The organism is Streptosporangium sp. NPDC049248, assembly GCF_040678965.1.
Classification (GTDB): domain Bacteria; phylum Actinomycetota; class Actinomycetes; order Streptosporangiales; family Streptosporangiaceae; genus Streptosporangium; species Streptosporangium fukuiense.
In genome coordinates this window covers 228,363-251,687 of the sequence record NZ_JBFAQY010000008.1, presented here as the reverse complement: position 1 = coordinate 251,687, position 23,325 = coordinate 228,363, and the positions used below count along the sequence as shown (strand labels likewise).

Here is a 23,325-nt window from a genome sequence, read left to right as displayed (position 1 = left end):
AAATCCCGACATTCGGGCTATCGCATCCGAACAGTGTCCCAAACGCGTTCTAATTGACTTCAAACTGCGCTTATCTCCGCGATCTCCCGCGCTTGGCCGTTTTGGTGTCGACCACTACCGGTCCATTCCTGTCCGAGTGCCGGCCGAGCATCACCACGGCCGCCGCGAACGCCACCAGGCCGCCGACAAGGCTCGTTCCGTAAAGCCAGAGCCTCAGCGGATCGGGGCCCGGCCTGCTGTACTCCTCGTGCGGGACGCCCGCGCCGAAGTGCTTGTCATCCGGGACCGATATCTCCGTCGCACCCGCCACGAGCCGATCCGCCCTGTCGAGCGCCGCGGCGGCGTCGACGACGCCGAACCCGATGTGGTCGTCGTAACCGGCGGCGGGACTCGCCGAAGCCGTGGAGACCAGGGCCTGCGCCACCATCTGCGGCGCGATATTCGGGTATTTCGCTTTTATTAGTGCGGCGACCCCTGCCACCAGCGCGGTCGCCGAACTGGTCCCCTCAGAGGATCCGTAGTTTCCGCCGGGGACGACCACCGGCACCCCGGCACCGGGCGCCGAAACCAGGACCGACAGATTGTCGCTGCTGAACCTCGCCGGCTTGCCCAGCCTGTCCACCGCGCCCACACCGATGACCCCGGAATATCCGGCGGGGAAGTTCCAGAAGGAGGTGGAGTTGTCCTTGGCGTACTGGGAGTCCCCGTCGTTGCCCACCGCGGCGACGAGCACCACGCCCCTGGACAGCGCGTAGGAGACCGCCTCCCGCTCGCTCCGGTGCGGTCCGTAGGCGCCCAGCGACATGCTGATGACCTGGGCCCCGTTGTCCGCGGCGTAACGGATCGCCCGGGCCAGCGGGCTGTCGCTGCGCGAGCGCAGATCCTCCTCCGGCAGCACGGAACCGTCCTCGGGCCGCTCCTCGACGATCAGCGGCAGCGAGAGGATCCTGGCCTCGGGGGCGATCCCGAGAAGACCTCCCTCGCCGTTGCCCGCCCCGGCGATGAGCGAGGCCATGGCGGTGCCGTGCCGGCCGGCGTCCGGGGAGTTCCTGTCGAACTTGACAGATCCCATGTCGGGCCCGGAGATCACCCGCCCGCGCAGCTCGGCCACCTGGTCGTCCACCCCGCTGTCGACCAGGGCCACGGTGACGCCCGCGCCCCTGGTGACCTTCCACGCCTCCTGCGCTCGCAGCATCTCCAGCACCCAGCGCTGGTCCTCGCGCACGTCGGCGCCCTCCGGCGGCGCGGCCGGCACCGGGGCGGCGGGCATCCCGGCGAGCAACCCGGCGGGCGTCTCGGCGGGCAGGGTCGCGAAGGCCGGCACCGCCGGGACCGTCACCGAGATCGCGACCAGCACTCCCGTCGCCCACAGCCGCCGCCTCAGCACACGTTCCCCTGGGTGCACTGGGGCACGGCGCTCGGCTCGTCGCCGAGTGCCCTGGCGATGCGCCCCGCGACCGCCTGGGCCGCGGGCCACAGCTCGCTGTGCAGGATCTCCTCGGGGGCGATCGCCTGGCGGGTGCGGCCGTCGGTGTAACCGGCGGTGGAGAAGACGATGTAGGGGCCGACGCCGACCCAGGCATTGTGCTGGCGCTGGGCCGCCCCGAACAGCTCGGTCGCCGTGCCGGGGAAGGCCACCGGCCGCACCCCCACCCTGTCGTCCACGGCCAGCTGCGCGGAGGCGGCGAGCCGCCGCTCCTCGTCGGCGAGCACGGCGATGCCCACGGTGAAGACGAACGTGGACGTCTGGTCGACGTAGGTGGCCCGCAGCAGCGTGCGGCAGCCGTGCCGGGTGAGCACCGACCCCACCTGCGCGTCGGTGCCGGCCGCGCAGGCCACCTCGGGCGCGAGGCCGACCCTGCGGGCGTACTGCTGGACCCTGCCCAGGCCGATGTACTGCAGCTCGACGGGGAAGACCAGGTCCGCGGTCCAGGTGTACCAACGCTTGGCGATGTCGTCGGAGATGTAGCGGGCCTGCTCGGCGGCGGTCAGCGGGCGCGAGCTCGTCTCGCGCAGCAGCCCGACCGCGCCGGTCAGCACGTTGGTGGCGGCGATGGCGAGGATCGTGCCCACCAGGATCAGGAAGATCGTACGGAACCGGACGCCCTGCTCCAGGGCCGCCAGCTCGGCACGCTGGATCGCCGCGCGGTCACGGCCCGCCGCGGGCCAGGAGCGCACCCGGTGCCGCCTGACCGTGGCGCCCTGCGCGGGCGCCCGCCTGGTGCGGCCGCCCCCGGTGGCGCTCACCCGGGAACCCGACGGTGGCCAGCCGCCGCGGGCGCGGGGGGCCGGGGCTCCCAGACGCCGCTCCGGCTCCTGGGACCGCCCTGGCTGCGACATACTCCGATGCTACGTCGCCTGCCCTCTCCGCCCCATCAGCGGCGTGCATTTTCGTGGCGGCGACCTTGGCCCGGCTCCGGCCGCGATCCGGCTCCGGGCCGATGCTCACGGCCAGGGCGCGGCGACCGCGTCGGGCCCGGGGTCCTGGTAGGTCGTCGACGAGCGCGCACGGCCGACCAACACCGCGATCGTGACCAGGCAGGCGATCGCGCCGAGCCCGGCGGCCACGGCCACCCCGCCGTACAGGTTGATCCTGTCCCGGTCACGGTGGACGACCCGCACCGGCTCGACCGCCAGGCCCAGCGGGCGGGCGGGGTCGTGCCCGCCGGCCCCCTCCGCGGTGAGGGTGTGCCGGGAGATCCTGGCGGCTGCGGCGAGTGCCCGGGTGGCGTTGACGACGCCGAAGCCCATGCCGGTGTCGTAGCCGCCGGTGGGCCGCCGGGTGGCTCCCGCGGTGATCGCCTGGACAACCAGCACTGGCGACATTTCTGGATATTTCGCCTTAATGAGGGCGGCGACGCCCGATACCAGGGCGGTCGCCTGCGAGGTGCCGCGACCGACCCAGTACTCGTCGCCGGGACCCGCCCCGAGGATGTCCACCCCCGGCGCGGCCACCAGGACCGAGGGGTTCCGGTTGGAGAACGAGGCGCGGCGCAGCCCCCGGTCCGTCGCGGCGACCGAGACCACTCCCGGGAAGGCCGCCGGGTAGGAGTACGGGGCGTTGCCGCCGGCGTCGGTCGCCTCGGCACCGTCGTTGCCCGCCGCCGCGACGAGCACGACCCCCTTGGAGATCGCGTAGCGGATCGCCGCCCGCTCCTCCCTGGTCGCCAGTTCCTTGGAGATCGACATGTTGATCACGTCGGCGCCGTGGTCCACCGCGTACCGGATGCCCCTGGCCACCACGTTCTCGTAACGCTCGGCGGTGTTGAACTCCCGGAAGCCTGGCTCCTCGTCCTCCAGGATGACCCGCACCGACAGCACCTTCGCGCGGGGCGCGACACCGATCACCCCGTCCGCCCCGCCCGGCCCGTGACCGTGCCCGGCGATCAGCGACGCCATGTACGTGCCGTGCAGCCGGAGGGGCCGCACACCCGGCGGGTTGGCCCCGGAGGTGAAGTCCTTACCCTCGATCACCGACCCGGCCAGGTCGCGGTGGTCGCTGTCCACCCCCGAGTCGAGCACGGCCACGACCACGTCCTCCCCCTCGGACACCCGCCACGCGGCGGGCAGGTCGAGGGTCCGCAGCACCTCCCGCTGGCTGTCCCTGACATCGTCGGCCCGCACGGCCGGGACCGGTCCCGCCACTCCCGTCAACACCGCCACCCCCGTCGACACCGTCAGTGTCAGCAGTGTCGTCGCGAGCGCCCCGCGGGCGGCGGAAAGACGCCTCGGCACGGTCAGCATCGCCACTCCGCGGAGGCGCAGTCGGGGCGGGCGGGCCTGGTCAGGTCGGCGAGGATCCGGTCGGCGATGTCGCCGGTGAACGCGAACAGGGTGGGCCGCTGCTCGCCGACCGCGCTGGCGGGCCGGCCGTCGGTCTGGCCGACCGTGGCCATCACCATGTAGGGGCCCGCCTGCCGGACGAGGCCGGCCTGGCGTCCCGCGGAGACGAACCGGTCGGTGACGGTGCCGGGGAAGGCCAGCGCCCTCAGGCCCGGCGATGGCCGGTCGCTCCTGGGCAGCGCCGCCTTGGCCCCGGCGGCGCCCGTCTCGTCGGCGAAGGCCGCGACTCCGATGGTGACGACCACCCCCTGGAGCGCGTCGATGTAGGTGGCGCGCAGGATGCCCAGGCAGCCGGCCTCCCGGAGCGCCTTGCGCAGCTTGGCGTCGACCGCGTCGTCACAGCGGGTCTCCGGCGAGATGCCCACCCTGCGGGCCTTCTCCTCGCCCCCCTGTTCCGCGGCGTAACGGACCGTCTTGGGGAAGACCCGCCCGGCGGGCCACGCCTGCCAGCGCCGGGCCACCTCGTCGAGTGCCGCCCGATCGAGCTCCGCCTGGGTCGGCCCCCGGGTGAGCTCCGCTCCGGCGGCGCTGGTCGCCACCCCGGCCACGATCGCGCAGAACAGCGTCAGCGCCGATGCCACGACCAGCGTCGGCCATGAATGCCGTCGCTGACGTGGGACTTCATTCACGCTCTCGACCTTAATGCGGCGAGGCGGGTGTCATCCGCCGTTCCGTCCATATCCGTCGGAGCGGAAAGCACATGTGGCGGCGGGGCGAGCACCTCCCGGACGGCGGGGGAACGGCGAGCGCCCCGTGGAGCGCGTGCTCCACGGGGCGCGGGCGGTAAGAACCCCACCGGGCCGGTCAGTAGGTCGGCAGGCTCGGGTCGATGGTCTTGATCCAGCTGAGCACGCCGCCGCCCACGTGGACGGCGTCGGAGAAGCCGGCGCTCTTGATGACCGCCAGGACCTCGGCGGAACGGGCACCGGACTTGCAGTGCAGGACGATCCTCTTGTCCTGCGGGAGTCCCTCCAGCGCGGATCCGTTGAGGAACTCGCCCTTGGGGATGAGCACCGCGCCGGGGATGGACACGATCTCGTACTCGTTCGGCTCGCGGACGTCGATCAGGTAGATGTTCTCGTCCGCGTCCTGCATGGACTTGAGATCGGCCGCGGTGATCGTGGAGCCGGAGGCGGCCTCCTGGGCCTCCTCCGAGACCGCGCCACAGAACGCCTCGTAGTCCTCCAGGAGCTGGGTGACCGTCGGGTTCTTGCCGCAGAGCACGCACTCGGGGTCCTTGCGGACCTTGACCGAGCGGTAGTTCATCTCCAGGGCGTCGTAGATCATCAGACGGCCGACCAGCGGCTCGCCGATGCCCGTGAGGAGCTTGATGGCCTCGTTGACCTGGATGGAGCCGATCGACGCGCACAGCACGCCGAGCACGCCGCCCTCGGCGCACGAAGGGACCATGCCGGGCGGCGGGGGCTCGGGGTAGAGGCAGCGGTAGCAGGGGCCGTGCTCGGCCCAGAAGACGCTGGCCTGACCGTCGAAGCGGTAGATGGAGCCCCAGACGTACGGCTTGCCGAGGAGGACCGCCGCGTCGTTGACCATGTAACGGGTGGCGAAGTTGTCCGTGCCGTCCACGATCAGGTCGTAGCCGGCGAAGATCTCCATCACGTTGTCCGTGGTGAGCACCTCGTTGTGGACGATCACGTTGACCAGGGAGTTGATCTCCCTGACGCTGTCCGCGGCGCTCTCGGCCTTGGGGCGGCCCACGTCGGACTGGCCGTGGATGACCTGCCGCTGCAGGTTGGACTCGTCGACCACGTCGAAGTCGATGACGCCGAGCGTGCCCACTCCGGCGGCGGCGAGATAGAGCAGCCCCGGGGAACCCAGGCCACCCGCGCCCACACAGAGCACCTTCGCGTTCTTCAGGCGCTTCTGCCCGGCCATGCCCACGTCCGGGATGATCAGGTGGCGCGAGTAGCGGCGCACCTCATCGACGGTCAACTCGGCTGCCGGCTCTACCAGCGGTGGCAACGACACAGTTCTGCTCCCGTTTCAGGGGGTCTTGACGATACGGCTAGCGCAGCACGCTCCACTCACAACCTAACCCGGTGCCCTGGTCATTCCCCAACCGGAGTGAGGACCGTCTCACCTATCAGGATCCTGGCCTCGCGGGCCACCCGGTCGGGGAACTCCATCTGGGCCACGTGCCCGGCGTCGGGCAGCAGCACCAGCTTCACCTGCGGGAACGTCCGGCCCGCGCGGGCCGCCATCCGGGGGTTGACGAGCCGGTCGTGACGACCGTGCACGACCAGCGTGGGCGCGGTCACCTGGGCCGCCTGCCGCCACAGGTTCGTCTCCCCGCGCCGGAAGTACTCGGCGACGATGCCGCGCGCAGAGTTGATCAGTGCCGCCCCCGCGTACGGGAGGCCGTCCCGGCGGCGCACCTCCTCGATCGCCTCCTTGAGCCGCTCCGGGTGAATCCTCCCCACGTCGGCGTAGCACATGGCAAGCGTGGCACCGAGCCTGCGCTCGGCGGGCAGCAGGCTCAACCGGCTCGCCGCCCACTCGCCGAGCCTGGGCACGGCGGACAGCGCCACCCGCGCGGGGCCGTACCTGGGCAGCAGGTCGGGCAGGGCCGGGGAGATCAGGGTGAGCGAGCGGACCAGGTCGGGACGGGTGGCGGCGAGCCGCACGGAGACGGCCCCGCCCAGGGAGTTGCCGAACAGGTGGACGGGGGTCCGCGAGACCCGCTCTATCAGGGCGGTGACGGTCCGTACGTGGGCGTCGACGGAGTAGTCGCCGCCGGGCGGCTCGGGCGAGTATCCGGCGCCCGGCAGGTCGACGGCGTGACCGGTCACCACGTCGAAGAGCTCGCCCATCAGGTCTGTCCAGTTGGTCGCGGAACCCGCGAGGCCGTGTACGTAGACGGCGGTCTCCGCGGGGCCTGGCGGGGTCGAGCGCACATGGATCCGCTGGTCGCCGAGGTCGACCATCTCGCCCTGCCAGTTGGGGATCGGTTTGTGCACCACGCGTCTCCTCCTGTCGTCCGGCCGCTCTTCCACGATAGTTCGCCGCTCGACGCGGCAGACGACAGCCCCCAGTTACCACAAAAGGCACATAAGCCTATTTTAGTCATATGTCTTTTTATTGCATGCTTTATCACTATTAGTTAGACACCCTCTCCGGCACCCCTTCCCCCGAAGAACAAATGCGACATTAAAGACATTTAACTTGAAAGCATCCGGTAACTATCCAAGGTCGACCACAAATAGATAAGGAGAGTGCAAAAGGATTCGATCTCCGTTTATTAGCAGACATGCGAGGAAATCATGACAACCAGGGATGGCCCATCACTCACCATCTCCGGTAATTCCCGACTGATTTCGGCAAGTGCCGAAAATCGGGGCAACCGATCCTTTCAAGGGGGAAACGCAATGCCCAAGTTCAAGAGTGTCCTCGCAGGGCTCGCGATCAGCACGGCGCTGGCCGGCGGAGTCGTCGGCATGGGCGCAGCGACCACCGTCACCAGCGCCAGCGCGATGACCACCGCGGTCACCTCCGTCGCCTTCCCGACCTGGGGCGGCGGCTGCGGTCGCGGCTGCGGTTGCAACCGCTCGCACTGGCGCCGCAGCCACCACCGCTTCAGGCTGATCATCAACAACCACAACAACAACGACAACCACCTGGACAACGACAACCGCAACGACCGCCTCGTGCCCGTTCTCACCCAGCGCGACGAGCGGGAGTAGCAGGCCTCTCGATCACGGACCGGGGCCGCACACCCCGATGGGGGCGCGGCACAACCGGAACATGAGGCCACTCACGGTCGAATCCGCGATCTCAAGCGGCTTCGAAACCGTAACGGAGCGACAGGGTCCCGGTATTCGCCATGATCATTTTCTCTCACCGAGAGACCGTGATCAGAAAGCGAAAACGGGAGGCTGAAGAGAAATCCTCAGGCCCCTGACTCCAACGCAGTGCGAGTTCTCATTTCTCAGGAATCACAGCGGGGCCCCGCGGTTCTCGAACCGCGGGGCCCTCGCCCATGCGCCCGGCCTCCGGCACGCCCCCCTCCCCGCCCCGCCGCCCCGCCCCCCTTCACCGTCACCCTTCCCCACCTCGACACCGGCGTACGAAAGCGGCCTCACGGCGCCCGCCCACGCGACAGCGGGACGCCCCGGAGACGACCTCGGCCGGACCACCCAGGAAGCGGGCGAGGGCCCCCGGCGCATCCCGCCCCGCTCCTCGGCAGGCCCCGACTCCCTTCCACCACAAATGCGACATTAAGTGCATTTCACTTTAAATTCATCAATAAGGGTTCGACGTCGACGATAAATATCTAAGGGGATAGCAAAAGCCTTCGATCTCTGTTTATCAGCAGACATGCAAGGAAACTATGACAACCAGGGATGACTCATCATCGATCATCTCTGGCTTTTCCTATTTATTCGGGAAATTCAGAAAATTAGGGCAACAAATCCTTTCAAGGGGGAAACGCAATGCCCAAGTTCAAGGGTGTCCTCACAGGGCTCGCGATCAGCACGGCGCTGACCGGCGGAGTCGTCGGCGTAGGCGCAGCGACCACCGTCACCAGCGCCAGCGCGATGACCACCACGGTCACCGCCGCCGCCTACCCGACCTGCGGCGGCGGCTGGGGCCGCGGCTGCGGCTGCTGCGGCGGCTGCCGCTCGACCCACCGTCACACCCGCCACCGCTTCAGGCTGATCATCAACAACCACAACAACAACGACAACCACCTGGACAACGACAACCGCAACGACCGCCTCGTGCCCGTTCTCACCGAAGGACGCAGGGACTAGCACCGGACCCGAGTCGTACGCCCCGATCGGGGCGCGGCACGGCCGGCGGCCGAAACCACACGGCCGGATCCGCGGTTGTGAGCGGCTCCGGAACCGTAACGGAGCGACAGGGGCCCCGCGTTCGCCACGACCACCGCTTCTCACCGGGAAACAGTGGCCGGACAGCGAAACGGAAAGTTGAGGAGAAACCCTTAGGACCCTGACGCCGACACAGTGCGATTTCTCATTTCTCAGGAATTACAGCGGGGCCCCGCGGTTTTCGAACCGCGGGGCCCTCGCCCATGCGCCCGGTCACCGGCGTATCACCTCGCCCGCCGTTCTCGCCGCCCGCCTTTCCTCGCCTCGGCGCCCGCGCATCAGAACGGCCCCGCGGCGTCCGCCCATATCCACCGAATCCGGACAGCGGGACGCCCCGGAGACAACCTCGGCCCCGACCACCCGGGAGGCCGCCGAGGCTCCTACCGCACTCCGCACTCCCACCGCACCCGGCCCCCCTCCAGCACCAAAGCACAAATGCGACATTAAGCGCATTTCACTTTAAATCAATCAATAAGAGTTCAACATCGACGATAAATATCTAAGGAGATAGCAAAAGCCTTCGATCTCCGTTTATCAGCAGACATGCAAGGAAACTATGACAACCAGGGATAGCCCATCACTGGCTATCTCCGGTAATTCCCGACTGATTTCGGTAAGTGCCGAAAATCGGGGCAACCGATCCTTTCAAGGGGGAAACGCAATGCCCAAGTTCAAGGGTGTCCTCGCAGGGCTCGCGATCAGCACGGCGCTGACCGGCGGAGTCGTCGGCATGGGCGCAGCGACCACCGTCACCAGCGCCAGCGCGATGACCACCACGGTCACCGCCGCCGCCTTCCCAACCTGCGGCGGCGGCTGGGGCCGCGGCTGCGGCTGCGGTGGCAGCAGCTGCCACCGCCGTTTCAGCCACAAGCGCTTCAGGCTGATCATCAACAACCACAACAACAACCGTAACCACCTGGACAACGACAACCGCAGCGAGCGCTTCGAGCCCATTCGCGAAGAGCGCCGCCGTGAGCGCGACCGTGACGACAACAACGGCAACAACGGCAACGGCGACCTTGGCGCCCCCCCGGTCTCCTAGTCACCCGGCCAGGGTCGCGTGCCCCGATCGGGGTGCGGCACCGGCCGGCGGCCGAAACCACACGGCCGGATCCGCGGTTGTGAGCGGCTTCGGAACCGTAACGGAGCGACAGGGGCCCCGCGTTCGCCACGACCACCGCTTCTCACCGGGAAACAGTGGCCGAACAGCGAATACGGGAACTTGAGGAGAAATCCCCAAGCTTCTGTCTCCCAACACAGTGCGAGTTCTCATTTCTCACGAATTGCAGGCGGGGCCCGCGGTTTTCGAACCGCGGGCCCCGCTGTGGTACCCGACCTTCCACCGCTCTCCCCCGAATGTCGGCCGCGCGGCCCCCGTCCCCCTCCCGGCCATCTCGATACCGACGCGCCCCACCTGGTCCAGCCCCTTTGACCACTTATCGTACACATGTTCTAAATAAGGGGTAAAGCATCGTCAATGCGGCAGGTACCGCCATGGGCAATCCGATGCCGCGTCTTTCTCGGCGCGCGGCATCCGAGGTCGTACGCTGGGCGTTGTCCGACGTTTGCAGGAACCGGGTCAGGACAGGAAACGTGCCAAGGTCCGGATGACGACAGGGGATGTCAGACATGAACCCGCACGGCGACAGAGAGCATGGGAGAACGGTCGACGATCCGTCCGAGGAGATCCCGATCGAGACACCCGAGGCCGACGCCGCCGAGCAGCGCCGGTCGGCACGTGAGGGCGGCTCCGACTCCTCCCCCGACCTCTCCGCGGAGGCGGAGGTCGACCCCGCGGACGCCGCCGAGCAGAATCGGACCGCGCGTGAGGAGGACGAGGAGTGGCCCGATACCGTTCCCATGGAGGCCGACCCCGCCGACACCTTCGAGCAGCGACGCACGATCGAGCTCGATGAGGACGATTATCGCTGACCCGTGTTACCCGCGCGTAGGATGGCCCCAGACGCCAGGAGTTTCACCCGAGGAGACCACGTGACCGCTACCCCGGACGCCAAGCCCCGGGGCACCCGGCTGCCCCGGACAGCCCGCCGCCGCCAGCTGCTCAGTGCGGCGCAGGAGGTCTTCGTGGAGAACGGCTACCACGCGGCCGCGATGGACGAGATCGCCGAACGGGCCGGGGTCAGCAAGCCGGTCCTCTACCAGCACTTCCCAGGCAAGCAGGAACTCTATCTGGCCCTGCTCGACCTGCATGTGGACGACCTGATCACCCGCTGCCGCGACGCCCTCGCCTCCACCACCGACAACAAACAGCGTGTCCAGGCCGCGATCGGCGCGTTCTTCGACTTCGTCTCCAGCCAGGGTGAGGCCTTCCGGCTGGTGTTCGAGTCGGACCTGCGCAACGCCGCCCCGGTCCGCCAGCGCATGGAGCGCAACCTCCGGGAGAGCGCCGAGATGATCAGTCAGGTCATCCAGGAGGACACCGGCTGCTCCAGCGACGAGGCACGCCTGCTGGGCGTCGGGCTGGTCGGGATGGCCGAGGTCAGCGCGCGTTACTGGATCAGCAGCAACGGCTCCATCCCCAAGGACGCGGCCACCCAGCTCATCGCGCGCCTGTCGTGGCGGGGCATCTCCGGTTTCCCCCGCACCGTCGCCGACCACTGAGAACGTCCCGTGGCCACGGGACTTCTGTTCGCTTGGCGCGATCAACCCGCGCGTCGAACCTTCGATGGGGTGACCATGGGACGAGCAACCCTCATCGAAAGGGAGCAGGATGGAAATCAAGATCGGCGTACGTTCCGTGCACCGTGAACTCGTAGTGGAGACCGACCTCACGGCCGAACAGGTCGAGAGTGAGATCAGCGCCGCCCTCGCGTCCAGCGCCGGTGTCTTCACCCTTACCGACGTCGGTGGCCGGAAGGTCATCGTCCCGATCGCGTCACTCGGCTTCATCGAGATCGGTGGGGAGGCGATGCGTCCCGTCGGCTTCGGCGGCACGCTCTGACGGATTCCGCGGCTCGCGCCAGATCGTCGTCCCTCGCCGGCACGGCGCGGTCCGCGGATCTGGCGTGAGCACCGGCGCCGGGCGACCCACCCCTCACGGAGAGCGCGAGGGCGCCGGACGGCCCGGCACACGTCTCGCCAGGCTCAGAAACGCTCGTTCCCCCATGTTCCCGGGCACTCGTCACGCTCGCCGAACCCGCAGCAGCGCGGACGTCTGACCCGGCGGAGATGCTCCCGGCCCCGGCCGACGGCCGGGCACCCCGCGCCTCCTCTGCGTAACACGGGACGCGAGGTCCAGCGGTTCGGCCCACATCTCGTCAAGGAACTGCCATAGCGGCGCGAGGCCCTCATGTCTCGCACGCTACCGGAATCGTCCGTGGTGCTCCGGCGTTTACGCCGGAGGTGAAGCGGACTCTCGCGCGTAGCGGGCAGGGAAGCTGTTTCGCCGCCAAGGCGGAACAGCGTGTAGTACCGTGATCGCCGTCAGGTACCGCCGGGCGGGCGGGAACGCGGGCCGGAAGGCTCGAAAGCCTGTGGAGACCCGGTAAGACCACTTCGGTGGCACAGGTCGGTGAAACAGGAAGCCACAGAAGTGCCGCATCGGCGGCACAGGCTGAATCTTCGGCATTCATGCCGAAGAGCGCGTCAACGCTGTTCGGCGCCCCACGCGTCTTGATCCGCGGGACCGGTTCCCCTGCTCCGCCCCCGGCGAACAGGCCCCGGGCCGGTCCAGCGGCTACTCCAGGGGCGGAGGACAGGCCCCGGACAGGGGGGGGCCTGCCCGGTCCCCACGCCGGAGCCCGGAGCCTGCGGTTCACAGCCCCAGAGCGGCCATCCGGTCGCCGTGCTTCTCGGTCAGCCGGGCGAACATCCGGCCGATGTCCTCCCCCGCCGCCTCCACCAGCAGTGCCGCGAGCTCCGGTCTGGCCGCGGCCACGTGCTGTCCCTGGCTCAGCGCCTCCCCGACCAGCCGCCTGGCCCACAGCGCCAGCCGCCCCGCCTGCTTGGGGTCCTCCTGAAGCGCCGCGCCGACCCTCTCGACGGCGAACTGCGACCGTCCCTCGTCGGCGAGAACCTCCTCGACGAGGTTCCGCGTCCGGTCGTCCACGCCGACTGCCGCCTCACGGTAGAAGTCGAGCGCGATCCCGGTGCCCACATACGCCTTCACCAGAGCCTCCAGCCAGTCCCCGGGAGCGGTCTGGGCATGCCAGTCGTCCAGTGGCCCCACGAAGGGCGCCATCGCCTCCTCGGGATCCACCCCGAGGTCGGCCAACCGGTCGCGGAGCAGCTCGAAGTGCGCGTACTCGGCCGCCGCCAGGCCGCCGAGGGCCGCCCGATCGGTCAGTGAGGGGGCATGCCGCGTGGCGTCCTCGGCGAGCCTGAGGAACGCCGTCAGCTCGGCGTAGGCGAGAACGCCGAGCAGGTCGGAGACACCGGGAGGGGAATCACTCATGGACGCAGCCTACGATCTGATCGACCTCGCGATTCACCGGGAATACGAAGAAATCGGTTCTCCGTTGTGGTATCGAGTACACTGCTCTGTGAAAGTGCGACCGCACCGTGTTAATCCGGGATATCCACTCCCGGACGCCCCCAAAAGTCGGCGTGACGCCGCAGCGGTCGCTGATGACATGAGAAGGCTGGACCTTCCGCGAGGACCCGGCACGGGGAACATGTTTTCTGCCCGTGGTCCCGGCAGTCCTGCCTTCAACGGAGATTTAGGCAGGCCAAGCTGACGACGTTCCGAGACCTCGGAGTCACCCCAGAGATCGCCGATGCCCTTGAGACCGAGGGCATCATCGCGCCGTTCCCGATCCAGGAAATGGCACTCCCCCTGGCCCTCAACGGCCAGGACATCATCGGCCAGGCGCGCACCGGCACCGGCAAGACCTACGCCTTCGGCGTGGCGATGCTGCAGCGTGTCGGCAAGCCGAGGAAGAACCGCAAGAAGCCCCGCGGGCTGGTCGTGGTACCGACCCGTGAGCTCGCCGTTCAGGTCACCGAGGACCTGGTGACGGCGGCCGGAAAGCTCGGCTCGCGGATCCTCACCGTGTACGGCGGGCGCGCCTACGAACCCCAGATCGAGGCGCTCAAGCAGGGCGTCGACGTCATCGTCGGCACCCCGGGCCGCCTGCTCGACCTGGTCAAGCAGAAGCACCTCGACCTCAGCCAGATCGGGACCCTCGTCCTCGACGAGGCCGACCGGATGCTCGACCTGGGCTTCCTGCCCGACATCGAGCGCATCATCAAGCTCATCCCGGCGGAGCGGCAGACGATGCTGTTCTCCGCGACCCTGCCGGGTGAGATCGTCGCCCTGTCCAGGCGTTACCTCACCCGCCCCACCCACGTGCGGGCCGAGAACAACGACGCCGAGGCCGAGGCGACCCCGCAGACGACCCAGTTCGTCTGGCGCACGCACCGGATGGACAAGATCGAGATCGTCGGCCGCCTGCTGCAGTGCGAGGGCCGTGGACTCACCATGATCTTCTGCGAGACCAAGCGTGCCTGCGACATGGTCGTCGAGCAGCTCAAGGAGCGCGGCTTCGCCGCCGCGGCCGTCCACGGCGACCTCGGCCAGGGCCAGCGCGAGCAGGCGCTGCGCGCCTTCCGCAACGGCAAGATCGACGTGCTGGTCGCGACGGACGTCGCGGCGCGCGGCATCGACGTCGACGATGTCACCCACGTCGTCAACTACGACTGCCCGCAGGACGAGAAGGCGTACGTGCACCGGATCGGCCGTACCGGCCGGGCCGGCAAGACGGGCGTCGCGGTGACCTTCGTCGAGTGGGAGGACCTCACTCGCTGGAAGGTCATCAACAACGCGCTCTCGCTCCCCTTCCCCGAGCCGGTCGAGACCTACTCGACCTCCCCGCACGTCTTCAGCGATCTGGGCATTCCCGAGGGCACCAAGGGCGTGCTGCCGCGCGCCAACCGGTCCCGGGCGGGCCTGGCCGCCGAGGAGGTCGAGGATCTCGGCGAGACCGGGCGAATCCGCTCCCGCTCTCCCCGCAAGGGGCGCGAGGACGATCGTGAGGAGCGTCGTGAGCGTCCGGCACGTACGCCTCGCGAGCGCCGTCGCACCCGCGGTGGCCGTACCAGCGAGGAGGTCTCCGCGCCGGTCACCACCGAGGAGGTCCAGCCGGCCGAGTCCCCTGTCGTCGAGATCGCTGAGGTGGAGACGGACGTGGCCCCCCGCAAGGACAGCCGTGACGACCAGTACACCGCCGAGGCCGCGCCCCGCCGGGGCCGCGCTCGCCGGGCCGGGCTGAATCCCGAGGTGAGCCTCGTCGGGAAGTCAGAGGCTCCGGCTCACCCCGACTCCACGACGGACGAGCCGGTCCGCAGGCAGCGCCGCGCCAGGCGTGAGCAGGTGGCCGAGGTCCCCTCGTGGAGCGGGGAGCCGGTGGCGGAGTTCGCGACGGGTGGAGAGGACGACGCCGTGGCCGAACATCGGGACGACGAGCCCGCGGCGGAGGTCTCCAGGCCTCGGCCGCAGCCCGAGAAGATCATTCCGCCGAGCCCGTTCGCGGTGATCTTCAAGTCTCCGGACCTGGCGTCGGACGACGACGAGATCGCCCCCTCGGCGGCCTCCGAGCGCGTGCAGAGCCGCCGCCGCCCGCAGACCCGCGGCCAGCAACGAGGACCTCGCCGTCCGAACTAGTGGTAACAACATCAAAAGGGGCGCGACCCTACCGGGTGGCGCCCCTTTTCGCGCTCCCGGACGCACGGAGCGATGTCGTCAAGAGAGGTATCGTGGGGCCACGTGAGTACGCCGCGTTTTCTGACCATGCCTCCTGGCGTCCGCTCTCGCCAGATCGAGACGGCGGTGGGCACCTTCGCCGCACTGGAGGCCCTGCCCGTCAGCGGCATTCCCGAGCGCTGGCCGGCCCTGCTGGTCCCCGGTCTGACGGGGAGCAAGGAAGACTTCATCGCGGTGCTGCAGACGCTCGCCCAGTCCGGCCGCCAGGTCATCGCGATCGACATGCGAGGCCAGTTCGAGTCGAACGGCCCTGACGACAGGAGCGCCTACAGCTGCGCCGCGCTCGGCAACGACGTCGACGTCCTGGCCCAGGTGATCGGCCACGGAGGCCCGGTCCACCTGGTCGGCCACTCCTTCGGCGGCCTGGTCACCCGGGAGGCGGTCATCGACGGCCGTACCCGGTTCGGGTCCTACACGCTCATGAGCTCCGGGCCCGCCGCGATCGTCGGGCCCCGCGAGCGCGCGGGCCGCATCATGCTCTCGGAACTGCCCGACCTCGGGCTGGAGCACCTGTGGCACAACCGGATGGAGCCCGAGGCCCTGTCCGCCGGGGTCTCCGACGAGATCATCGCCTTCCTGCGCAAGCGGCTGTTCGCCAACTCGCCCACCGGCATGTACGCGATGACCGAGGAGGTGCTCTCCGCGCCTGACCGGTGCGACGAGCTCACCCAGGTCGATGTCGCCACCCTGGTCCTGTACGGCGAGCACGACGACGGCTGGCCGCCGCGTATGCAGTCGGAGATGGCCCGCCGGCTGGACGCCGACTGCGTGGTGGTCCCCGGCGCGGCCCACTCCCCCGCGGTGGAGGCCCCGGAGACCACGGCCGCCGCGCTCATCCGTTTCTGGAACGCCGCAGAGAGTCGGCCGAGAAGCTGACCTGGGATTTCCCGCTGCCGGGACCCCTGTTGGACGGAGCGTCGAATGCCATGTAATGATTCACTTACTATGGCGAGCATCGAAGACATCGTCGTCCAGCCTCCGCACACCGCGACCTGGCTGGTGCACATCGACCGCTCCATGTGGGTCGGCGGGGTCCGCGGCCTCATGCTCCAGGCCCTGCATCCCCTCGCGATGCGTGGCGTCTGGCAGAACTCCAACTTCCAGCAGGACCCGTTCGGAAGGCTCCGCCGCACGGCGGACTTCGTGGGCAGGGTCACCTTCGGCAGCCCCGCGGAGGCCGACGAGATCGGCCGCCGCGTCCGGGGAATCCATCGGCGGCTCCGCATCGACGACCCCGACACCGGCCGCACCCACCGGGTGGACGACCCGGAGCTGCTGCTCTGGGTGCACTGCGCGGAGGTCTCCTCCTACCTGACCGTGGCACGCCGGGCGGGCCTGGGGCTCAGCGACCGTCAGGCCGACCGCTACCTGGCCGAGCAGCGCCGCAGCGCCACCTACGTCGGCCTGCACGCCGAGGACGTGCCCGGCTCCCTGGCGGAGCTGGACGACTACCTCACCTCGGTCCGCCCGACGCTGCGGGTCACCCCCGAGGCCGCCTCCACCGTGCGCTTCCTGCTCTGGCCGCGACTGCCCGCCGAGCTGCGTGCCCTCACCCCCGGCAAACCCGCCTACTTCCCCTTCGGCGCGCTCTGCTACTACTCGCTGCCCGACTGGGCCAGGCAGATGTACGGCGTGCTGCCCGAGGTGCCGCCCAGCACGGTGACCGCCGCGCTGAGGGCGTTCCGGCTGACCATGAACTCGCTTCCCGAACACGTCCACGACCGGGCGTTCACCCCCGGCACCCGCGAGATGCTCGGTGCCTCCCGCGAACGGCTCGCCGCCGCGGGTTACGACCTGGGCAAGGGGCTCAAGGGGCTGACCGACCCGCGCCGCTGGCCGGACCTGCTGCCCCGCGCCGCCTGACGGCGCGCCGCGCGGTCAGTCCGCGAGGGCGTCCCACGGCTCGCGGTCGCCGCTCGCGGCCTGGCCCTCGGGGCAGTGGCGGCGAAAGTCGCACCACGAGCACAGCGGGCCCGTACGGGGCGGGAAGGAGGCGTCGACCTCGGGCGGCACCGGTGGCGGGGTCCGGCCGGTGCCTCTGGTCCGCGACGCGGCCGAGCCGGTCCCGCCGGGACGGGCGGCCGACCATGCCCGGTAACGCTCGTCGGCCTCGGCGGCCTCGACGGCGATCTCCTCGGCTCGGCCGAGGTGCCGGGCCAGCGACTCGTCGGTGTGCTCCCACTCCACGACGGAGGCGGTCGGCAGGTGATGGAGCTCGACCCGGTGGCAGGGGCGGTGCATCATCGCCGAGGAGGCGATGGCGTAGACCGCCAGCGCGAGCGAGGAACGGGCGTCGTCGGTGGTCAGCGGGCGCCTGCCGGTCTTGTAGTCGACCACGACCAGTTCCTCACCGCGCCGGTCGAGCCGGTCCACCCGGCCGGAGAGGGCGACGACGGAGGTGCGCGTGGCGACCGTGCGCTCGACGCCGACCGGCTCCGCGGCGGGGTCGAGACCCGCCACGTATCCCCGGACCATCTCCCTGGCCCGGTCACGCCAGGCGGCCGACTGCTCCGCGTCGCGGAACCCCTCGCCGATCCATCCCCTGGTGAGCAGGGCGGCGGCGACCTCGGGCGTACGCCGCTCGTACGGCTCGCGCCACCAGGCGGCCAGGGCGTTGTGCACGCTGACGCCCACGCTGTTGTGCGCCCACGGCGGACCCTTCTGCGGCGCGGGCCGATCCAGGTAGGTGAACCGGTAGCGCCGGGGGCAGTCCAGCCAGCTGTTCAGCCGCGACGGCGTGCAGGCATACAGCCGCCGCGGCATGCCGTCCAGGGGAAGCTGGTCCATCGGGGGCTATTCGTCCCGGAGGTTCAGCCGGATCCCCGCCGCGCGCGTGCCATCGGTCAGCGGCCCCTCCTCCTGCTCCTGCGCCCCTCGGGTCAGCGAGCCGGAGAGCCAGGCGTCGAACTGAGGCTCCAGGTCGCCGATCGTGGTCTCCTCGCCGTGCGCGGGCAGCACCCGGGTGGCGTGCGGCAGGGTGAACAGCCGTCCCCCGATGGCGGTCAGCTGGTCGGCCAGGGCGGGATACTCACCGCCGACCCTGCCGGGGCCGTCGGCCTGCAGGGTCTTGCCGGTGAAGACCGCCTCCAGAGCCTCGCAGTAGAGCGAGACGCCACCGTGGGAGATGCCCGGGGTGGACATGACCTCCAGCTGGACACCGCCGACCTCGAACAGGCCCTCGTCCTCCATGTCGATGTCCGGCCAGGTGTCCGGCCAGGTCAGTCGCCACAGCGGCCTGTCCTTGGGGTGGAGGGCGATCACCGCCTCGTCTCTGGCCGCGACCTCGATGGCCGCGCCCACGTGGTCGGGCAGGCCGTGGGTGCAGATGATCGCCAGCACCTCCCGCTCGCCGACCTTCTCCAGGATCGCCTCCGCGTCACGCGCGGGGTCGATGACGATGACATCCTCGTCGTCACCCAGGATCCACGTGTTGTTCTCGACCTTGTGCTCGACGCCGTCGACATCGACGACGCCCTCGGTCACCACTCGCTCGATACGCGCTGTCACGCTTCCGAACTTTACTGCCTCCATCCGCCCTCCGGTCCGGACGGAACGGTCAAGGGTTCGAATACCGAGCGGGCGGTCAGGAGGCCGGGGCCTCCAGGCGCGGGGAGAACGCCCCGAAGGGCAGGTCGAGGGCCTGGTCGTGGTCGCGCAGATCGCGCAGGGACAGCTCGGCCAGGGTCATCAGGTAACCGGCCTCGGCGGGCCACACGACCGCCCAGAGCCAGTTCCCCAGCGCCTCACCCACGTAGACGGCCCGGTCACAGGCGGCGGTGACGCACCACAGGGCGGCCGGATGGCCCTTGACCTCGATCTTGGCGTGCGGCGGGCCCTGGTCGAAGCCGGTGCCCGGATCGGTGCTCTCCAGCCCGGCGAACGCCGCGCCGAGCCCGACCCCGGGCTCCTCCGCGATGAGCAGCAGATCGGCGGGCCCGTAGGTCAGCGAAGGTCCGGAGACCGCGACCACCGTGGCCCGTACGCCGCTGCGCTCGTCGCCCACGTGGGCGAACCCGGTGACCAGCCATCCCGTGGGCAGCGGCCACGGGACCCAGACGGGGACGCGGGAGATGCGGGTGATGGCCTCCACCGCGGCGGCGGAGGGAGGTATGGGTGGCTGGAACGGCAGCACATCACCGTGGGGACCGCATCTCCAGGAGCTTGACCAAGCACTCGGCGGACGTAGCGGGCCGAAACAGCGTGGGCATGTAGGGGCGGCTTTCACGCCTACCCACGCTGCTTCTTCGACGGCCCATCCGTCAAGAGGCCCAGTCGTTATCACGCCGTAATGTTGTTCACGTGCGCGTAAATTGTGTGGGGGCAATCATCCTCGACGACTCGGGGCGGATGCTGCTGGTCCGCCGCGGCCGGCCACCCGGGATGGGGTTGTGGTCCGTCCCCGGCGGCCGGGTCGAGCCCGGCGAGTCCGACCCCGAGGCGGTCATCAGAGAGGTTCTGGAGGAGACCGGCCTGACCGTCGTCCCCGGGCGCCTGGCCGGAACCGTCGACCGCCCCGGCCCCGGCGGTGCCGTCTACAAGATCCGCGACTACCTGGCCGAGGTCTCCGGCGGCACGCTCTCCGCCGGGGACGACGCCGCGGACGTCCGCTGGGTCACCCGCGCGGAGCTACCGCGGCTCCCGCTCACCCCCGGCCTGCTGGACGCGCTGGTCGAGTGGTCGGTCATCACACGGGAGTGAGCGGCGCGAGGCCCGGCTCACCGTGTCGAGGTGAGCTTGGATCGCCACAGGGTGAGGTGGTCCGCGCTGTAGGTGGTGGAGCGGCCCAGGGCCACGACCTGGCCGCCCAGGACCGCCACCGCGCCGAGCCACTGGGCCCCGTCACCGTCCAGCCTGCCCTGGCCGGGGGTGTGGAGCTGCCAGTCCAGCCCGTTCTCCGAGGTCCAGGCCGCGCTGTCGCCCTCGCCCGGAACCCCGTGCCAGCCCACGGCCACCACGCCCTCCGGCGTCGCGGCGAGGTCCTGCACGGCGGACGCGGTCTCTCCGGGGAGCCAGGAGAACTCCCAGCTCGTCCCGTTGTCCGCGGACACCGCGCCGAAGGCCCGCCGGCCGTCCGCCGTGCTGGCCGTGCCGGCCGCGACGATGTCCCCGCCGTACAGGACCACGTGCCGCAGCCCCGCCGACGTCGCCCCCGGGGGCAGGACCGGCTTGCGCGCGTTCCAGTTGACCCCGTCGGCCGAAACCCAGACCACGCCGGTCTCGCGCTCGGCCGTGCCGGCGCCGCCGACGGCCACGTATCCGGACGAGGTCGCCGAGACGTCGTGCAGCCGCACGCCCGTACCGCCCGCGGGCAGCTTGGCCGCCCTGGAGTAGCGCTTGAGGTCGGCGGAGAACCACAGGACGGGCACGGTGGCGGCGGGGCCGCGGTCCTCACCCGCCATGACGTAACCGGAAGGGCCCGCCGCCACCGCGTGCGGGGCGAGGAAGTCGTGGTCGCCGGCCGGGGCGAGGGAACCCAGCACCGCGACCCTGCGCCAGTTCTCGCCGTCGGAGGAGGTGAGCAGCAGCGGTTCGGTGGAGGAGGCGTCGGTCATCGTGCTGCCCGCGGCCAGCCAGCCCCGCCTGCCGTGCGCGACGTCGGCGAGCGCCTGCCGCCTCGGACCGCCGAGGAGCTGCGCCGGGCCGCCCGCCTGCCAGCTCTGGCCGCCGGGGCTGCTCCAGATCCCGGCGTCGCCCGAGACGGCACCCACCGCGACGAATCTGCCGTCGCCCGCGGCCACCCTGGCCGTCTCGCGGGCGGCTCTGGCCAGGCCCTCGATCCCGCCCAGGGAGACCGGCCTCGGTTCTCCGCCCTTGGGCGCGGTGATGAGAACCACCCTGTTGTCCACGTCGGCGGCGCGCTCGTCGCCGCCGACGACGAGCGCGCCGGTGTCGGACAGGGCGAGCGCCCGCAGCGAGCCGGGTACCTCGCCGAGGTCTGTGGTCTTGCTCCAGTCCCGGCCGTCGGGGCTGGTGTGGACCGTGTAGCGCTCGAAGCCGGATTCGACGACCGCGGCCACCCCCGCCGAGGAGGAGGCCAGCCGCCTGACGCCGGAACCGTCGGACCCCAGGCCGGTGATGGTCCCGCAGGCCTTCCAGTCGGCGCCCTCGGGCGAGCAGTAGACGCGGACCTCGCCCCTGTCGCTGCGCTGCTGGGTCGGCACGAGGACGAACCCCCCGCCTGCCACGGCCAGCGCGCCCGGCTCGGGTATGACGTCGTTGAGCGCGGTGCCGGTCCGCTGCCAGCTCCCGCCTCCGTCGGCCGAGCGCAGGATGACCGAGGTGGACTGCCCCTGGGCCGGGTCCGCCAGTGCGACCACGGCGCTCCCCTTGGCGACGACCGCCTTGATGCCCCGCACCTTGTCCGGCATGCCGATCTCCCGGGTCGCCACCCGTTTCCAGGCGCGCCCGTCGGGCGAGACCCAGGCGACGGCCCCGGTGGTGCCGTCGTCCAGCACGGCCGCGCCGACCGCGACGAAGCCCGAGTCGGTCCTGGCCAGGTCCATGATCTTGTCCCCGCGCGCGAAGGCGTCCAGTTCGGCGGGGTCGACGGCGGTCCAGCTGTAGCCGTCGGAGCTGGTCCACAGGCCGTGCCCCGAGCCGAGGGGGTCGTTGCCCGCCGCCAGCCAGCGGCCGTCACCGCCCGCCACCCGGCCCACCGTGGTCGGCCCCGTCTCGTACCCCACCGGGCCGACCATCCTGCCCAGCTGCCAGGTCGTGCCGTCGTCGGGAGAGACCAGGAACAGCGGCCTGGGTACCGGACTGGTGGTGTCGCTGCCGACCGCGACCATGACGGAGCCCACCGAGGCCACCGCGTTGAGAACCTGGTTGGAGCCGTTGCCGCCGACACCGGCCCGCGGCACGAAGTTCTCGTCACCCGAACCCGCCTCGTCGCCGACCAGCCGGAGACCTGTGGCGAACGGGCTGCTCACCCACCCCCACAGGGCCAGGCCGCCGCCGACCGCGACGGTGAGGACCATGACCATCAGGAACGGGATCACCAGGCCCCTGCCACGCCTGCGCCTGGTCGGGCTGGACCGGCGTACCGCGGAGGGCGCGGCGGCCGAGCGGTGGTGCCGCCCGCCGTTGGGACCCCGCCTGCCGGGCGGGCCCTCCGCGACGAGCAGGTCGGGCCTGGCGGGCCTGCCGCCGGGCGGGCGCCCCACCCGGCGTACCGGCTCGAAATCGTCCTCGACGGGCGTGCCGGGCCCCTCGGTCTCGGACGCCGGATCCGATTCGGAGGTCGGCCCGGGTTCCGGGGTGGGCACAGGTTCCGGCGTCGCCGGAATGCTCGGTCCCATCCTGATCCGGTCCTCGGGCATGGGCGGCGGGGGTGCTGTCCGCCCGTCCTCGCCGCGCTCGCGGGCCGGCCCCGAGGCGACCAGGCGGTCGGGCCGGTCCGCCCTCCTCCTGCCCCTGCGCTCGGGCGGCGGCCCCGAGGCGACCAGGAGGTCGGGGCGGTCCACCAGGCGCGGGCGCCCTCGCTCCGGTGTGGCGTGGCGGCCCTTACCCGTCCCCCGCTCCTCCACGGGCTCCTCGGCGAGGTGATCGGTGGCGGGCTGGTCGGCGGCGGGGGAATCCGGCGGAAACGGCTGCCCGGCGGGCTGGGGGGTGGGGGCGTAGGGCTGGGCGTACGGACGGCGCCGCTCGCCGCCGAGTCCTTCCGGGCGGGCCCGGGGCGGCTCGCCGTCGTCCGGGGTCGGCGCCGCGAACGGCGGGAGCATCCACGGGGAGGCCATGGAGAGCCCGCGCGTATCGTCGCCGGAGGGGCCTGGCGGGGAGTGCTGGATCGTCGGTGGGGACGCGTGTGGCTCCTGGGACCTGCCTGCACGCATGGCATCGTCGTGAACGCCGCCGTCATCCGCCGGCCACTCTCGCGAGCGCGGGTCGTGGGGGCCCGAGGCCACGCTCAGCACC

General features: G+C 70.6%; 21 protein-coding genes. 10 read left to right on the top strand and 11 right to left on the bottom strand.

Features of this window, described 5'->3' with window-relative positions; all coding sequences use genetic code 11:
- Window positions 1–70 precede the first annotated feature (70 nt).
- The 6 genes from AB0K21_RS17995 to AB0K21_RS17970 all read right to left on the bottom strand — a co-directional run bounded on the left by AB0K21_RS17995 (window position 71) and on the right by AB0K21_RS17970 (window position 6,818).
- Window positions 71–1,387 (bottom strand): S8 family serine peptidase, encoded by a 1,317-nt coding sequence (locus AB0K21_RS17995; protein ID WP_364151144.1) that lies wholly within the window; start codon window positions 1,385–1,387, stop codon window positions 71–73.
- Window positions 1,381–2,340: a hypothetical protein gene (locus AB0K21_RS17990; RefSeq protein ID WP_364151141.1), complete on the bottom strand. Its 960-nt coding sequence runs from the start codon at window positions 2,338–2,340 to the stop codon at window positions 1,381–1,383. The genes AB0K21_RS17995 and AB0K21_RS17990 overlap by 7 nt, the downstream gene beginning before the upstream one ends.
- A gap of 105 nt (window positions 2,341–2,445) precedes the next feature.
- Window positions 2,446–3,744, bottom strand: a complete 1,299-nt coding sequence (locus AB0K21_RS17985; protein ID WP_364151138.1) for a S8 family serine peptidase — start codon at window positions 3,742–3,744, stop codon at window positions 2,446–2,448.
- On the bottom strand, window positions 3,738–4,472 hold the full coding sequence (locus AB0K21_RS17980) for a hypothetical protein (RefSeq protein ID WP_364151135.1): 735 nt from the start codon (window positions 4,470–4,472) through the stop codon (window positions 3,738–3,740). The genes AB0K21_RS17985 and AB0K21_RS17980 overlap by 7 nt, the downstream gene beginning before the upstream one ends.
- Window positions 4,473–4,647: 175 nt before the next feature.
- Complete coding sequence (moeZ, locus tag AB0K21_RS17975; protein ID WP_364151132.1) at window positions 4,648–5,829, bottom strand: adenylyltransferase/sulfurtransferase MoeZ; 1,182 nt, start codon at window positions 5,827–5,829, stop codon at window positions 4,648–4,650.
- A gap of 80 nt (window positions 5,830–5,909) precedes the next feature.
- Window positions 5,910–6,818 carry an alpha/beta hydrolase gene (locus tag AB0K21_RS17970; RefSeq protein ID WP_343977427.1) on the bottom strand — a complete coding sequence of 303 codons (909 nt, stop codon included), beginning with the start codon at window positions 6,816–6,818 and terminating at the stop codon, window positions 5,910–5,912.
- A 408-nt stretch (window positions 6,819–7,226) separates the two neighbouring features.
- On the opposite strand from AB0K21_RS17970, the gene AB0K21_RS17965 reads away from it, so the two are divergent.
- The 6 genes from AB0K21_RS17965 (at window position 7,227) to AB0K21_RS17940 (ending at window position 11,652) form a co-directional block, all read left to right on the top strand.
- Window positions 7,227–7,541: a hypothetical protein gene (locus AB0K21_RS17965; RefSeq protein ID WP_343977430.1), complete on the top strand. Its 315-nt coding sequence runs from the start codon at window positions 7,227–7,229 to the stop codon at window positions 7,539–7,541.
- A 750-nt stretch (window positions 7,542–8,291) separates the two neighbouring features.
- Window positions 8,292–8,612, top strand: a complete 321-nt coding sequence (locus AB0K21_RS17960; protein WP_364151127.1) for a hypothetical protein — start codon at window positions 8,292–8,294, stop codon at window positions 8,610–8,612.
- 739 nt (window positions 8,613–9,351) lie between these two features.
- Window positions 9,352–9,732, top strand: a complete 381-nt coding sequence (locus AB0K21_RS17955) for a hypothetical protein (protein WP_364151124.1) — start codon at window positions 9,352–9,354, stop codon at window positions 9,730–9,732.
- A gap of 587 nt (window positions 9,733–10,319) precedes the next feature.
- Window positions 10,320–10,622, top strand: a complete 303-nt coding sequence (locus AB0K21_RS17950; protein ID WP_343977439.1) for a hypothetical protein — start codon at window positions 10,320–10,322, stop codon at window positions 10,620–10,622.
- 60 nt (window positions 10,623–10,682) lie between these two features.
- Window positions 10,683–11,312 carry a TetR/AcrR family transcriptional regulator gene (locus AB0K21_RS17945; protein ID WP_326644512.1) on the top strand — a complete coding sequence of 210 codons (630 nt, stop codon included), beginning with the start codon at window positions 10,683–10,685 and terminating at the stop codon, window positions 11,310–11,312.
- 109 nt (window positions 11,313–11,421) lie between these two features.
- Complete coding sequence (locus AB0K21_RS17940) at window positions 11,422–11,652, top strand: DUF3107 domain-containing protein (RefSeq protein ID WP_343977446.1); 231 nt, start codon at window positions 11,422–11,424, stop codon at window positions 11,650–11,652.
- Between the two features lie 813 nt (window positions 11,653–12,465).
- Here the strand turns inward: AB0K21_RS17940 and AB0K21_RS17935 are convergent.
- Window positions 12,466–13,104 (bottom strand): ferritin-like fold-containing protein, encoded by a 639-nt coding sequence (locus tag AB0K21_RS17935; protein ID WP_343977449.1) that lies wholly within the window; start codon window positions 13,102–13,104, stop codon window positions 12,466–12,468.
- Between the two features lie 369 nt (window positions 13,105–13,473).
- Here AB0K21_RS17935 and AB0K21_RS17930 point away from each other — a divergent pair, with 369 nt between their 5' ends.
- From AB0K21_RS17930 to AB0K21_RS17920, 3 genes are all read left to right on the top strand, one after another.
- Window positions 13,474–15,312: a DEAD/DEAH box helicase gene (locus tag AB0K21_RS17930; protein WP_364151119.1), complete on the top strand. Its 1,839-nt coding sequence runs from the start codon at window positions 13,474–13,476 to the stop codon at window positions 15,310–15,312.
- 102 nt (window positions 15,313–15,414) lie between these two features.
- Complete coding sequence (locus AB0K21_RS17925; RefSeq protein WP_343977455.1) at window positions 15,415–16,287, top strand: alpha/beta hydrolase; 873 nt, start codon at window positions 15,415–15,417, stop codon at window positions 16,285–16,287.
- Between the two features lie 69 nt (window positions 16,288–16,356).
- Window positions 16,357–17,274, top strand: coding sequence for an oxygenase MpaB family protein (locus tag AB0K21_RS17920; protein WP_343977457.1), 918 nt, complete (start codon window positions 16,357–16,359; stop codon window positions 17,272–17,274).
- A 15-nt stretch (window positions 17,275–17,289) separates the two neighbouring features.
- Here the strand turns inward: AB0K21_RS17920 and AB0K21_RS17915 are convergent, their stop codons facing one another.
- From AB0K21_RS17915 to AB0K21_RS17905, 3 genes are all read right to left on the bottom strand, one after another.
- Window positions 17,290–18,198: a PD-(D/E)XK nuclease family protein gene (locus tag AB0K21_RS17915; protein ID WP_364151114.1), complete on the bottom strand. Its 909-nt coding sequence runs from the start codon at window positions 18,196–18,198 to the stop codon at window positions 17,290–17,292.
- Between the two features lie 6 nt (window positions 18,199–18,204).
- Window positions 18,205–18,918, bottom strand: coding sequence for an MBL fold metallo-hydrolase (locus AB0K21_RS17910; protein WP_343977461.1), 714 nt, complete (start codon window positions 18,916–18,918; stop codon window positions 18,205–18,207).
- A 76-nt stretch (window positions 18,919–18,994) separates the two neighbouring features.
- Window positions 18,995–19,636: a DUF6758 family protein gene (locus tag AB0K21_RS17905; RefSeq protein WP_364151111.1), complete on the bottom strand. Its 642-nt coding sequence runs from the start codon at window positions 19,634–19,636 to the stop codon at window positions 18,995–18,997.
- An 89-nt stretch (window positions 19,637–19,725) separates the two neighbouring features.
- Here AB0K21_RS17905 and AB0K21_RS17900 point away from each other — a divergent pair, with 89 nt between their 5' ends.
- A complete protein-coding gene (locus tag AB0K21_RS17900; protein ID WP_364151108.1) occupies window positions 19,726–20,109 on the top strand; it encodes an NUDIX domain-containing protein in 384 nt (127 codons plus the stop codon).
- Window positions 20,110–20,126: 17 nt separating this feature from the next.
- Here AB0K21_RS17900 and AB0K21_RS17895 read toward each other — a convergent pair whose 3' ends face one another.
- Entirely contained in the window at window positions 20,127–23,243 is a 3,117-nt protein-coding gene (locus AB0K21_RS17895) for a hypothetical protein (protein WP_364151105.1), read from the bottom strand.
- Window positions 23,244–23,325: the final 82 nt, after the last annotated feature.

What these genes read in the sequence shown, in the direction of transcription:
- AB0K21_RS17990 (WP_364151141.1), bottom strand. Translation starts at nt 2,340, where the DNA reads ATGTCGCAGCCAGGGCGGTCCCAGGAGCCGGAGCGGCGTCTGGGAGCC.
- AB0K21_RS17985 (WP_364151138.1), bottom strand. Translation starts at nt 3,744, where the DNA reads ATGCTGACCGTGCCGAGGCGTCTTTCCGCCGCCCGCGGGGCGCTCGCG.
- AB0K21_RS17965 (WP_343977430.1), top strand. Translation starts at nt 7,227, where the DNA reads ATGCCCAAGTTCAAGAGTGTCCTCGCAGGGCTCGCGATCAGCACGGCG.
- AB0K21_RS17960 (WP_364151127.1), top strand. Translation starts at nt 8,292, where the DNA reads ATGCCCAAGTTCAAGGGTGTCCTCACAGGGCTCGCGATCAGCACGGCG.
- AB0K21_RS17955 (WP_364151124.1), top strand. Translation starts at nt 9,352, where the DNA reads ATGCCCAAGTTCAAGGGTGTCCTCGCAGGGCTCGCGATCAGCACGGCG.
- AB0K21_RS17950 (WP_343977439.1), top strand. Translation starts at nt 10,320, where the DNA reads ATGAACCCGCACGGCGACAGAGAGCATGGGAGAACGGTCGACGATCCG.
- AB0K21_RS17940 (WP_343977446.1), top strand. Translation starts at nt 11,422, where the DNA reads ATGGAAATCAAGATCGGCGTACGTTCCGTGCACCGTGAACTCGTAGTG.
- AB0K21_RS17935 (WP_343977449.1), bottom strand. Translation starts at nt 13,104, where the DNA reads ATGAGTGATTCCCCTCCCGGTGTCTCCGACCTGCTCGGCGTTCTCGCC.
- AB0K21_RS17930 (WP_364151119.1), top strand. Translation starts at nt 13,474, where the DNA reads ATGGCACTCCCCCTGGCCCTCAACGGCCAGGACATCATCGGCCAGGCG.
- AB0K21_RS17920 (WP_343977457.1), top strand. Translation starts at nt 16,357, where the DNA reads ATGGCGAGCATCGAAGACATCGTCGTCCAGCCTCCGCACACCGCGACC.
- AB0K21_RS17915 (WP_364151114.1), bottom strand. Translation starts at nt 18,198, where the DNA reads ATGGACCAGCTTCCCCTGGACGGCATGCCGCGGCGGCTGTATGCCTGC.
- AB0K21_RS17895 (WP_364151105.1), bottom strand. Translation starts at nt 23,243, where the DNA reads ATGCGTGCAGGCAGGTCCCAGGAGCCACACGCGTCCCCACCGACGATC.